The 11,707-nt window shown below is 68.3% G+C and carries 12 protein-coding genes; 7 read left to right on the top strand and 5 right to left on the bottom strand.

All coding sequences use genetic code 11. The annotated features are described in order from the left end of the window. Nucleotides 1–7 precede the first annotated feature (7 nt). Nucleotides 8–481 (bottom strand): Hsp20 family protein, encoded by a 474-nt coding sequence (locus ACP5M5_RS08540; RefSeq protein ID WP_427936699.1) that lies wholly within the window; start codon nucleotides 479–481, stop codon nucleotides 8–10. Nucleotides 482–630: 149 nt separating this feature from the next. On the opposite strand from ACP5M5_RS08540, the gene def reads away from it, so the two are divergent. The 3 genes from def to truA are packed head-to-tail and all read left to right on the top strand — an operon-like array spanning nucleotide 631 to nucleotide 2,835. Further along, complete coding sequence (gene def / locus ACP5M5_RS08535; RefSeq protein ID WP_427936698.1) at nucleotides 631–1,167, top strand: peptide deformylase; 537 nt, start codon at nucleotides 631–633, stop codon at nucleotides 1,165–1,167. A gap of 1 nt (nucleotide 1,168) precedes the next feature. Then, nucleotides 1,169–2,074: a methionyl-tRNA formyltransferase gene (gene fmt / locus ACP5M5_RS08530; protein ID WP_427936697.1), complete on the top strand. Its 906-nt coding sequence runs from the start codon at nucleotides 1,169–1,171 to the stop codon at nucleotides 2,072–2,074. After that, the gene (gene truA, locus ACP5M5_RS08525; RefSeq protein ID WP_427936696.1) at nucleotides 2,074–2,835 is read left to right on the top strand and encodes a tRNA pseudouridine(38-40) synthase TruA; all 762 of its coding nucleotides are present in this window, start codon (nucleotides 2,074–2,076) and stop codon (nucleotides 2,833–2,835) included. Before fmt ends, truA begins: the two co-directional genes overlap by 1 nt. 162 nt (nucleotides 2,836–2,997) lie before the next feature. Here the strand turns inward: truA and ACP5M5_RS08520 are convergent, their stop codons facing one another. The 3 genes from ACP5M5_RS08520 to dapD are packed head-to-tail and all read right to left on the bottom strand — an operon-like array spanning nucleotide 2,998 to nucleotide 5,533. Further along, nucleotides 2,998–3,564, bottom strand: coding sequence for a hypothetical protein (locus ACP5M5_RS08520; protein WP_427936695.1), 567 nt, complete (start codon nucleotides 3,562–3,564; stop codon nucleotides 2,998–3,000). Further along, nucleotides 3,561–4,697 (bottom strand): succinyl-diaminopimelate desuccinylase, encoded by a 1,137-nt coding sequence (dapE, locus tag ACP5M5_RS08515; RefSeq protein WP_427936694.1) that lies wholly within the window; start codon nucleotides 4,695–4,697, stop codon nucleotides 3,561–3,563. Before dapE ends, ACP5M5_RS08520 begins: the two co-directional genes overlap by 4 nt. After that, the gene (dapD, locus tag ACP5M5_RS08510; protein ID WP_427936693.1) at nucleotides 4,694–5,533 is read right to left on the bottom strand and encodes a 2,3,4,5-tetrahydropyridine-2,6-dicarboxylate N-succinyltransferase; all 840 of its coding nucleotides are present in this window, start codon (nucleotides 5,531–5,533) and stop codon (nucleotides 4,694–4,696) included. Before dapD ends, dapE begins: the two co-directional genes overlap by 4 nt. A gap of 252 nt (nucleotides 5,534–5,785) precedes the next feature. Here dapD and ACP5M5_RS08505 point away from each other — a divergent pair, with 252 nt between their 5' ends. The 4 genes from ACP5M5_RS08505 to ACP5M5_RS08490 all read left to right on the top strand — a co-directional run bounded on the left by ACP5M5_RS08505 (nucleotide 5,786) and on the right by ACP5M5_RS08490 (nucleotide 10,120). Beyond that, the gene (locus ACP5M5_RS08505; RefSeq protein WP_427936692.1) at nucleotides 5,786–7,192 is read left to right on the top strand and encodes a diguanylate cyclase; all 1,407 of its coding nucleotides are present in this window, start codon (nucleotides 5,786–5,788) and stop codon (nucleotides 7,190–7,192) included. Beyond that, nucleotides 7,192–8,430: a DUF2336 domain-containing protein gene (locus tag ACP5M5_RS08500; protein WP_427936691.1), complete on the top strand. Its 1,239-nt coding sequence runs from the start codon at nucleotides 7,192–7,194 to the stop codon at nucleotides 8,428–8,430. The genes ACP5M5_RS08505 and ACP5M5_RS08500 overlap by 1 nt, the downstream gene beginning before the upstream one ends. 84 nt (nucleotides 8,431–8,514) lie before the next feature. Next, nucleotides 8,515–9,630 (top strand): RuBisCO large subunit C-terminal-like domain-containing protein, encoded by a 1,116-nt coding sequence (locus ACP5M5_RS08495; RefSeq protein WP_427936690.1) that lies wholly within the window; start codon nucleotides 8,515–8,517, stop codon nucleotides 9,628–9,630. Further along, nucleotides 9,623–10,120 carry a cupin domain-containing protein gene (locus ACP5M5_RS08490; RefSeq protein ID WP_427936689.1) on the top strand — a complete coding sequence of 166 codons (498 nt, stop codon included), beginning with the start codon at nucleotides 9,623–9,625 and terminating at the stop codon, nucleotides 10,118–10,120. Before ACP5M5_RS08495 ends, ACP5M5_RS08490 begins: the two co-directional genes overlap by 8 nt. A gap of 526 nt (nucleotides 10,121–10,646) precedes the next feature. Here ACP5M5_RS08490 and ACP5M5_RS08485 read toward each other — a convergent pair. Continuing rightward, nucleotides 10,647–11,669, bottom strand: a complete 1,023-nt coding sequence (locus ACP5M5_RS08485; protein WP_427936687.1) for a phosphotransferase family protein — start codon at nucleotides 11,667–11,669, stop codon at nucleotides 10,647–10,649. Between the last annotated feature and the right edge of the window lie 38 nt (nucleotides 11,670–11,707).

Here is an 11,707-nt window from a genome sequence, read left to right as displayed (position 1 = left end):
ATTATGGTCATTCGCCGCCCGCGCGGCCGAGTTCGCCAGTCCTGCCGAGTTCGCCAGTCCTGCCGAGTTCGCCCATCTTGCCGATCTTGATGGTGCGCGCCCGGGATTCGGCCCGCGGCCTGGCGAGATCGATATGGAGCAAGCCTTTATCAAGCCATGCCCCTTCCACTTCGATCCCCTCGGCCAGGACGAAGCTGCGCTGAAACTGCCGCGCAGCGATGCCGCGATGGAGAAACACGCGCCCTTCCATCTCCTCGGTCTGACGCCCTTTGATCACCAGCTGATGGTTTTCCGTGGTGATGTGCAAATCCCCCATGCCGAACCCCGCCACCGCCAGGGTGATGCGGAGATGGGAGCCGCCGAGCTGCTCGATATTGTAGGGAGGATAGCCGTCGGCGGCGGATTTTGCGGCACGTTCGAGGATCTGCTCGAGATGATCGAAGCCGAGAAAGAGCGGCGATGGAAAGACACGTGACGACATCGGGCCTCCTCCTAGGAGCGAAGCTGGCACCGGAACCCGCTTAGGCATTCCGGCTGGAATTCATCTTGGTAGGGCATCGCGGCGTTGCAAGAGGCGGCAAGAGAGCGGCGCTCTGGAAACCGCGTCAGCGGCACGATATATGCCGGCCTATGTCCGCATCGTCCCTTGCTGCGCCGCTCACCATTTTGATCGCGCCCGACCCGCGCCTCAAAGCCCGCGCCCGCCCGGTGCGGCCTGAGGATGGCGCCGAGGTCGCGGCCCTGGTGCCACGCCTGTTTGACGCGATGTATGCCGCGCCCGGCATCGGCCTTGCCGCGCCGCAGGTCGGCGTTGGGCTCAGGCTTTGCGTCGTCGATCTGCAGCCGGACGATAAGCCGGCGCCGCTGGTGCTGATCAATCCCAGCGTCATCGCCGCCAGCGCCGAGACCGCGACCCGCGAGGAAGGCTGCCTTTCGCTACCCAATCAATACGCCGATGTCACCCGCCCGGCGCGCGTCACCGTGCGTTTCACCAATCTCGAGGGAAAAACCCAGGATCTCAGTGCCGATGGCCTGCTCGCCGCGTGCCTCCAGCATGAGATCGACCATCTCGATGGGATCCTGTTCGTCGACCATCTCTCGGCCCTCAAGCGCAACATGATCCTTCGCCGTCTCGCCAAGGAGCAGCGCCAGAAAGCGGCGGGCTGAGATGCGGCTCGCGGTGATGGGGAGTGCTGCCTTCGCCATTCCGGCGCTGGTTGCGCTCCAGGCGGCAGGGCATGAGATCGCGATGGTCTATTGCCAGGCGCCGCGCCCGGCCGGGCGCGGGCAGAAGCCACGGCTGGGTCCGGTGCATGAGAAGGCGCGTGAACTCGGCCTTGCGGTCGCGACCCCGCTCAGCCTCCGCGATCCGGCGGCGCAAGCGGCGTTCGCGGCGCTCGATCTCGACGCCGCGGTGGTCGCGGCCTACGGGCTGATCCTGCCGCCGGCGATCCTTGCCGCGCCCCGCCGCGGCTGCCTCAACATTCATGCCAGCCTGCTGCCGCGCTGGCGCGGGGCGGCGCCGATCCAGGCCGCGATCCTTGCTGGCGATCACGAGACCGGCATTACCATCATGCAGATGGAGGCCGGTCTCGATACCGGGCCGATCCTGCTCCAAGAAAGCGTGCCGATCACCGAGGAGACCACGGCGGCGGCGCTGCATGACACGCTCGCCGCGCTCGGCGCCAGGCTGATCCTGCGCGCACTCGATGAAACGCCGCCGCCGCGGCCGCAGCCGCCGGGCGCGACCTATGCCGCGAAACTCACGCGCGCGGATGGCCGGATCGACTGGGCACGCCCGGCGGCGGCGATCGCGCGCCAGATCCGTGCCCTCAATCCCTGGCCCGGCACCTTTACCGACCTCGCGGGGGCGACCCTCAAGATTCTCGCCGCGCGCGCCGAGGCAGGCACGCCGCCGGCGGCGCCGGGGACGGTGCTCGATGACCGGCTCGCGATCGCCTGCGGCGAGGGGGTTTTGCGCCCGCTCCGGGTTCAGCTCGCCGGCCGCGCTGCCCTCGATGTCGCGGATTTCCTCCGCGGCCATCCGATCGCGCCGGGGCATCGGCTCGCCTGATGGCGGATTTCGCCCTCGTTCTCGAATATGACGGGGCGCCTTTCATCGGCTGGCAGCGCCAGGGCGTCGGGATTTCGGTCCAGGAGGTCTTGGAAACCGCGGCGGCGCGGCTCAATGGCGGCGCGCCGGTCGCCGCGATCGCTGCCGGGCGCACGGACGCCGGCGTGCATGCCGCAGCACAGGTCGTCGGGATCGCCCTCGCCGCCGATTTCGCGCCCGCGCGTCTGCGCGATGCCCTCAATTTTCACCTCAAACCCCATCCCGTCGCGGTGCGCGCCGCCGCTTTCGCGCCGCCGGGCTGGCATGCGCGGTTTTCGGCGATCGGCCGCGCCTATCGCTACACCATCCTCAACCGCGCAGCGCGGCCGGCGCTCGCCGCCGGGCGGGTTTGGCACGTCCCGCACCCGCTGGACGCGGCGGCGATGCATGCGGCGGCGCAAACGCTGCTCGGGCGCCATGATTTCACGTCCTTCCGCGCCCGCGCCTGCCAGGCGAAATCCCCGCTCCGCACGCTCGACCGGCTCGATGTCACGCGCGACGGTGAGGAGATTGCGATCGCCGCCGAAGCGCGCAGCTTTCTCCATCACCAGGTGCGCAACATGGTCGGAACGTTGAAACTGGTCGGCGAGGGGCGCTGGGGGGCGGCTGACGTCGCGGCCGCGCTCGCCGCGCGTGATCGCGCCCGCGCCGGCCCGACCGCGCCGGCGGCCGGGCTCTGCCTCATCGGCGTGCGCTATCCCGAGACCCTTGATCCGTTTTAGCAAAGCTGAGAGCGTTTTTACTTCAGAAAAAAAGACTTTTTTCCCGTTTTCTGGGAGTTGCCAATGCCTAGGCACGGGCAGTGCCTAGGGCACTGCCCAACGGACAAAAAGTTTTTTGGTTCTTTTTTTCAAAAAAAGAACCACTTTACCTTTCGTGAGCGCTCAGGCGAGCAGATCGGCGAGGCCGGCCAGCGCGACGCCGAGGGCGAGATCGAGGAGGGTAAAGAGTGCCGCTGGCAGCCCGCCGATCGCGAGTGCCGTGCGGGTTGCGTACCATTCCAGCCAGATCGCCCAGCCCAAGGTCACCAGCGCCGTGGTCTGCTGCATGATCACGGGCGCGCCGAGAAATTCTGGCACCGCGCCGAGGGTGAGCAGGACGTATTGCGCGAAATTGCACCAATTCCACACCGCGAGATAGCGCGGCCAGAGCGGCGCGCGCCCGATCGCCGCAACCAGCGGCCGGGTCAAGAGCGCGAACCCCGCCCAGCCGATGATATAGCCGAGGAGATCGAGTCCGATCGCGTGCCCGGGATGCGGCGGGAGGGCGCCCTCGGACCAGTCGAGCAAGCGCAGCAGGAAAAACAATGGCAGCGAGAGGAGAGCGGCGAGAAAGCTGCGCCGCGCGCCGGCGAGGCCGGGTTCGATCGCGGTCACCCCGTCGGCCCGGCCGGCCGCCAGCAGGGCAGCGGTGCGCAGGCCCGCGGCGAGGGCCGCAACCCCGGCGTTCATGCTAGGAAATCCGCCAAAATCCGGGCGTAGATCGCCTTCAGCCGCCAGAGATCGGCGATCGCCACCCGCTCATCCACCTGATGCATGGTATCGCCGACGAGACCGAATTCTGCGACCGGGCAATAGCGGGCGATGAACCGGGCATCCGAGGTGCCGCCGCCGGTCTCGAGCGTCGGCGGCGCGCCGCATTCGGCCGCGATCGCCGCGACCAGACGCTCGACATCCGGCCCCGGCGCGGTCAGGAACGCCTCGCCGCTGAGCGCGGTTGCGATTTCGAAGCGCTCGGCGTGCTGCGCGAGGGTGGCGCGCAGCCAGGCTGCCAATGTCGCCCCGGTATGGCGGTCGTTGAAGCGGATATTGAGCCGCGCCGTTGCTTCGGCGGGGATCACGTTGGTCGCCGGGTTGCCGATATCGATGCTGGTGATCTGCAAGGACGAGGGCTGGAAATGCGGCGTGCCGGCATCGAGGGGGGCGGCGATCATGGCGGCAAGCGCCCGCGTCAGGCGATGGGCGGGATTATCGGCGCGGTCGGGGTAGGCGACGTGCCCTTGTGTTCCGAACACCGTGATCGTTGCGTTGAGGCTGCCGCGGCGGCCGATCTTGACCGCATCGCCGAGCCGGGCGCGGCTGGTCGGCTCGCCGACCAGGCAGAAATCGGGGATCTCCCGGCGCTCGGCGAGCCAGGCCATGAGCGGCGCGGTGCCGTCTTTCGCGACCCCCTCCTCATCGCCGGTGATGAGCAAGCTGATCGACCCCCGCGGCGGGCCGGCGGCCAGGTGATCGGCGCAAGCGGCGACGAAGGCGGCGATCCCGCCTTTCATATCGACCGCCCCGCGGCCATAGAGCCGCCCGTCCTGCACGACGGCGCCGAAGGGATCGAACGACCACGCGCCCGTGCCGGCGCCGCTCCCGGGCGGGACGACATCGGTGTGGCCGGCGAAGGCGAAATGCGGCGCGCCGGCGCCGATGCGGGCGTGAAGATTATCGATCTCACCGAAGCGCAGCCGGGTGACGGCAAAGCCGAGCCCGGCGAGCACTTCCGCCAGCACGTCCTGCGCGCCGGCGTCACGCGGGGTGACCGAAGGGCGGCGGATCAACGCCGCGGCCAGCGAAACGGGGTCGGCGGGGTTCACTCGCGGAGCAATTCGTTGATCGCAGTCTTGGCCCGCGTGCGGGCATCGACGCGCTTGACGATCACCGCGCAGGCGAGGGAGGGTCCCGGCCGGCCATCGGCGAGCGGCGCGCCCGGAAGGCTCCCCGGCACCACCACCGAATAGGCCGGGACGCGGCCGTAAAACACTTCGCCGCTGGCGCGATCGACGATCTTGGTCGAGGCGCCGAGAAAGACGCCCATGGCGAGGACGCTGCCGCGCTCGACGATCACCCCCTCGGCGACCTCGGAGCGCGCGCCGATGAAGCAATCATCCTCGATGATCACCGGATTGGCCTGGAGCGGTTCGAGCACGCCGCCGATCCCGACCCCGCCGCTGATATGGCAATTGGCGCCGATCTGGGCGCAACTGCCGATCGTCGCCCAGGTATCGACCATGGTGCCGCGCCCGACATAGGCGCCGACATTGACGAAGGAGGGCATGAGCACGACGCCGGGCGCGATATAGGCGGCACGGCGCACGATCGCGCCGGGGACGGCGCGGAATCCCGCCGCGGCAAAGTGCTGCTCGTCCCAGCCGGCGGTCTTGAGCGCCACCTTGTCGAAGACCGGCGCGCCGGCGGCGCCGGTCATCGGGACCGAAGGATTGATCCGGAAGGAGAGCAGAACCGCCTTTTTCAGCCATTCCGCGACCTGCCAGCCGTTTTCGCTGGGGGCTGCGACGCGGAGTTCGCCGCGGTCGAGCGCATCGAGCGCCGCTTCGATGGCGGCGCGCGCGGGCCCGGCGGTTGCGGGGGAGAGGGTGTCGCGTGCCTCCCAGAGGGCCTCGATGGCGGGGCGGAGTGTCGCTTCGGTCATGCGGTCTCACATCGGCTTCGCGGTGGTGGTGGCGGGCGCGGCGCGACCATGCGATCCCCGCCCGGCGCTGTCAACGCAAGGGAGGGCATCGGGCCGGGGCGCGCGGGGCCTCGCGACGAATCGTCAGCACGGTAACGCCACATTTACTCTTCCGGTGTCTCATTGTCGCCACAAGCGTGCACGAGAGCGAAGATGGCGGATGGCGGAATGGAAAGCGGGCAAATGGCGCCCCAATCGCAGGTATCGCGGCCGATGACCGAGGTCGATCGCAAATTCGCCGAACCGCTGATCGAACCGTTGCGCTCGGCGCTGTTCGATAGCCGCCAGCGCTGGCGGGAATTCGTTCTGCTGACCGCGGATTTCGTGTTCGAGACCGATATGGCGGGCAGGTTCACCTTCATCGGCCCCGATCCCGCGTTGGGCTGGTCGGCGCCGACGCTGCTTGGGCGCAGCGGCAGCGAGATTCTCGCCGAGCCGGCGGCGCAAGGCAACGTCTTCGTGCCGACGTCGAGCCGCCAGCGCCGCCAAGTGTGGCTGCGGCGCCACGATGGCTCGCTCGCCTGTCTGCGCCTTACCACCGCACCGATGATCGATGGCGAGGAACGGATCGTCGGCTTGCGCGGCTCTGGCGTCGAAATCACCGAGGAGGAGGACCATCGTTGCGAAATCATCGCCGCGCTCCGCCGCAATGAGGTGATCGACCATATTCTCTGGCACGTTCGCCAGGAGATAGTGGCCGCCAACATGGCGCGGGCTGGGCTCGGCGCGTTGTGCCGTGCGCTCGGCGCAGACGGCGGGGCGGTGATCGATCTGCATCGCGACGCCGCCCTCGAATGGCGCGGCGACCCGGTGCGCCATCAGACGATGGACGTTCCCGAAGAATTCGTCGAGGTTGCGCTCGAGCATCTCTGCCGGCCGCAGCAGATCGGGCCGATGCCGATCGCAGGGCCGCTCGGCGAGCGTCTTTTGGTCAGCTCCTGCGCCGCCCGTCTCGGCGGGGCGGCGGCGGTGCTGCTCTGGCGCGGCGTCACCGGGCGTGAGTGGGAGGCGGAGGATCGCGCGGTGATGGCCGCCGCGGTTGGCATTCTTCGTCTCGTGCTCGAACAAGAGAGCATCCAGCAGGACATGGCGCGCCAAGCCCGCACCGATCCGCTGACCGGCCTCTTCAACCGCCGCGCCTTCGTCGAGGAGGTCGAGCGGCGCATCGCCCGCCTCGATCGTGAGAGCCTGCCGGGCACCCTGATCTTCGTCGATGTCGATAATTTCAAGTCGGTGAACGATCGGCTCGGCCACGAGGCGGGGGATCAGGCGCTCATCATCACCGCAAACTTGCTCCGCGCGACGGTGCGTCCGACCGATCTCGTCGCGCGGTTCGGCGGCGATGAATTTGCCCTCTGGCTCGACGGCGCGGACGAATTCTCCGCTTCCGAGCGCGCCGCGGCGCTCTGTGAACGTGGCCCGAGCGAGCTTGCGCATCTCGCGGCCGGGGAAGCCGCGCCGATTTCGCTTTCGATCGGCATCGCGACGCGCTGGCCGAACGAAGGGCTCGATCTCGACCATCTCATGCGCCGCGCGGATCAGGCGATGTATGATGTCAAGCGGACCGGCCGCGGCCGCTGGCGGGTTGCCCGTGCGCCCCGCGACGGGGATCGGCAGTGATGCCGGCCGGGATCACCAACGCGCCTGGCGTGCCACTCGGGGAGGCCAGTGAGGCCGCGCGGGTGCGGAGCGGCGCCAGCCGCACCACCGCGCCGGCGGTGCTCGAACGCCTGGCGAGTGACCCCTCGGTGACGGTGCGGGCGGCGGTCGCGCTCAATCCGGCGACGCCGCCGGCCGCCGACGAGATCCTGGCCGCCGATACCGATGAACGGGTGCGGGTCTTGCTGGCCCGCAAGCTCGCGACATCGCTGCCGCTGATCGACGCCGGCGATCAGGCGCGGCTCTGCGAACAAGCCTATCAGACCCTGATGAATCTCGTCGCCGATGAAGCGGTGCGGGTGCGCGCGACGATCGCGGAGATGATCAAGGAACTCCCGAACGTGCCGCAAGCGCTGGTGCTTCGCCTCGCGCGCGATGCGACCAGCGTCGTCAGCGTGCCGATCCTGCGTTTCTCGCCGCTGCTCGAGAGCGAGGATCTGCTGGCGCTGCTCGCCGATCCGCCACACAGCGGCACCGCCAGCACCATTGCCCGCCGCGCCTTCGTTCCCGCCGCCGTTGCCGAGGCGATCGCGGCCAGCAGCGACAATCAAGCGATTCAGATCCTGCTCGAAAACCCGCGTGCGCAAATCCGCGAGGCAACGCTCGATGCCCTCATCGCCCGCGCCAAAGGCGAGCCACGCTGGCACGCGCCGCTGGTTCGCCGCCCGGCGCTGACCGCGAAAGCGGCGCGCGCACTGGCCGAAATCGTCGCGACCGATCTCCTCGGAGAATTGTCCCGCCGCGCCGATCTGCCGGCCGAGGCGATCGCCCTGCTTCGCCAGCGCTTGAGCGTCCGGCTGGGCGTGCCTGAGAAACCAAGCGCCCCGAACATCCCGCCCGATCTCGAAGCGGCGCTCGCCTGGGCGCGGGCGCGCAATGCCGAAACCCGGCTCGATGAGTCGCTCCTTCTCGCCTGTGTGCGGAGCGGCGATATCGTTCGCTGCATCGCCATTCTGGCGGTTGCCGCCGAGGTGCCGGCGGCGCTGATCGAGCGCTCTCGGCGGCTGCGCCACGCCAAGGGCTTGGTCAGCCTGGTGTGGAAGGCCGGGTTTTCGATGCAGGTCGCGGGGCTGCTGCAAACCTTGCTCTGCGATTTGCCGCCGGCGAGCCTGTTGTCGCCGAAAGCCGGCGGCGGTTTTCCGCTCACCGCCGAGGAGATGCACTGGCAGATAGAGTTCCTCGAGCATATCGCCGTCTGAGCGCCGTCTTACGCCCGCGGCGCGGCTTGCGCGGGCGCCGCCGCCGCGCCAGAACGGCGCCGGCCAGCGGAGGACGAAACAGCGATGGACCAGCGCGTTCTGGTGACTTACCGGGTGCGGGGCGAGGCGGCGACGATCGCCGAACGCGCCGCCGCCCTTGCCGTCGAGCAGAGCGTCGAAATGCCGCTTGCGGCAATCAGCGAGCGCTCTGTTTTGGAGGAGATCGTCGGCGAGGTCGCAACGATCGTGGATCGTGGCGAGGGCGTGTTTGAGGTCGGCATCGCGCTGGCCGTGGCGACGATGCTCGGCCGGCGCGGCGGCGAGGCCGGGCAGATGCTGAACATGCTGTTTGGCAATTCCTCGATCCATGAGGACGTCACGCTCTGGGATATCGCGGTGCCGGCCGGTTTCGCCGCCGGGTTCGCGGGGCCACGGCACGGGATCGCCGGGTTGCGCCGGCGCCTCGGGGTTGGCTCGCGGGCACTGACCTGTGCCGCGCTCAAGCCGCAGGGGCTGGGGCCGGCGGCGCTGGCGGCGCTGGCCTCGCGTTTTGCGCGCGGCGGCATCGACATGATCAAGGACGATCACGGTATCGCCGATCAGCCCTATGCGCCGTTTGCCGAGCGGGTGCCGGCGTGCGCCGCGGCGGTGGGCGCGGCGGCGGCGCAAACCGGTCACCCGACCCGCTACGCGCCCAATCTTTCGGGCACGCTCGATGATCTCCGCCGCCAAATCGAGATCGCGCGCAAGGCTGGGCTCGATACCGTCCTGATCGCGCCGTTGGTGGTCGGCTTGCCGGCGTTTCAGATGATCACGCGGGAAAATCCCGATTTCGCGTTTCTCGCTCACCCCGCCTTGGCCGGCGCTGCGCGCATGGCGCCGGCGCTGCTTTATGGCAAGCTGTTTCGTCTGTTCGGGGCCGACGCCGCGATCTATCCCAATCATGGCGGGCGGTTCGGCTATACGCCGGAGACGTGCCGCGCCATCGCCGAGACGGCGCGCGCGCCCTGGGCCGATCTCGTGCCCGCGCTGCCGGTGCCGGCGGGGGGGATGACACCGGCGCGGGTTCCCGAGATGCTGGCATTTTATGGCCGCGATACCATGCTGCTGATCGGTGGCGCGCTGCTCGCCGCCGGCCCCGCGTTGGTCGCGGAAACCAGCGCCTTCGTGCGCCAGGTCGCGGAGAGTTCCGATGTCTGATCCCGCCCTTCCCGCTTTTCGTGCCGCCGAGGCCGGCACCGCCGCCGACGCGCTCGCGCGTGGCGGTCTCCGCTGGGAGTCCGTGCCGGTCCTCGCCTACAAGGAGGACGCGACGACGCCGTTTCGCGCGGTAAACCGCCAGGTGCTGTTTCACACCCCCGAACTTGCCGCCGAGTGGCGCTATTTCGAGGTGGCGCCGGGTGGATATTCGACGCTGGAGCGCCATGAGCACGCGCATGCGGTGATGGTGCTCACCGGGCATGGCCGGGCGCTGGTCGGCGAGGCGGTGCGAGCGGTCCGCCCCTTTACTCTGGTATCGATCCCGGGCTGGACCTGGCATCAGTTCCGGGCCGCCCCAGATGCCCCCCTCGGCTTCCTCTGCCTGGTCAATGTGGTGCGTGACAAGCCGCAACTCCCGAGTACCGCCGACCTCGCGCGCCTGCGCCGCAACCCCGAGGTCGCGGCGTTTCTCGATGGCGGACATGAGTGACGCGCCACCTGATCCGCGGCAGGCTTATTGGAATGAACTCACTACCTGCAAAATTGTCGCTTGCTACGTCAAACGCTATCGTGACAGGCAGGCGGTTTGGATCAGGGCGATCAGGATTTTCAAAGCCACTGTGACAAGCAGAACCATTGGCGCTTGGGCGGTGTGGAAGGAGCACGCTTTCGTCTGAGGCATTCTGTTGGCCGCCGTGCACATCCTCGATGCCGTCAAGGAATTCATGCCGCAGACGAAAAACGTACGGAACGCCAGTGACTTTGTTACCTCACTGCAATAGATCCTCATCGATGCGCGCTTTGAGTGGTATGAAATGTTCAACGGCAAATATGATGCTGACGAGATTATGGCGAGGTGGCGGAAGGCCGAGCGGCGCCAAGCCACTCCCGCAAAAGCCGGCCGGAGAAGCCCCGAAGCCGGACAAGCCATCGTCGTAATTGGCAGTGCCGCAGGCACTGCCGGAGGACAAACGTTTTTTGGTTCTTTTTTCAAAAAAAGAACAATTTTCTTCCCGTTACCCCGGAATCAGCGCCGCGCCGAGGCGGGCGAAGGCGAGGGAGAGGTTGCCGACATCGGCGGCGTTGGCGCTTGCGGCGGTGCCGCGGCGGGCGCGGGCGGCGATACCCTCGAAGATCACCGCGAAGCGAAACAGCGCGAAGGCGGTGTGAAAGGGCTGCAAGGGTGGGGCTGGGCCGCGCCGGCTGCGATAGTAATGCGCGAGATACTCGGCCTCAGTGGGGATGCCGAGGGCCGCGAGGTCGAGCCCCTTGAGCCCGCCATAGTCCTCCGGCCGGCTGCGCCAGGCGAGCGCGCTGAAGGCGAGATCGGCGAGCGGGTGGCCGAGTGTCGCCAATTCCCAATCCAGCACCGCGACCACGCGCGGCTCGGTCGGGTGGAACATGAGATTGCCGATGCGAAAATCGCCGTGGCAGAGCGTCGTCGTGTCGTCATCGGGGATATTGGCGGCAAGCCAGGTGGCGAGGCGCGAGAGATCGGGGATATCGCGAAATCGTTCGCCCTCCCATTGCCGGGTCCAGCGGCTGATCTGGCGCTGGAAATAATTCCCGGGCCGGCCGAAGCCTTCGAGCCCGACCGCGCGCCAATCGACGTCGTGCAGCGCGGCCAGCGTTTCGGCGACCGAGCGGAACATCGCCCCGCGCTCGGCAGCGTTCGCCCCGGCCATCATGCTTTCGGCGAAAACTCGCCCCTCGATGCGCGCCATGATGTAAAACGGTGTCCCCACGATGTCGCGCTCGCCGTGATAAAGCAGCACCGGCGGCACCGGCACCGCGCTCCCGGCAAGCGCTGCGAGCACCCGGTATTCGCGATCGACGGCGTGGGCGGAGGGCAGGACTGGCCCGTCCGGCTGCTTGCGGAGCACGAGGCGGCGGTCATCGAAGGTGACGAAATAGGTCGGGTTGGATTGTCCGCCCGCGATCGGTTCGAGCCGCATCTCGCCCTTGGTGCCAAGCTGGCGGGTGAGAAAATCGGCAAGGCGTGCCGGATCGAAGGGCGGGGTCACTGGGGGGTTGGGCATAATCCTCGGTTTCCTTGGTCTTGTACGCCGAGTCTTGC

It is taken from the genome of Acidibrevibacterium sp., from assembly GCF_049965395.1.
GTDB lineage: Bacteria > Pseudomonadota > Alphaproteobacteria > Acetobacterales > Acetobacteraceae > Acidibrevibacterium > Acidibrevibacterium fodinaquatile.
This window is presented reverse-complemented; position numbering and strand designations above follow the sequence as displayed.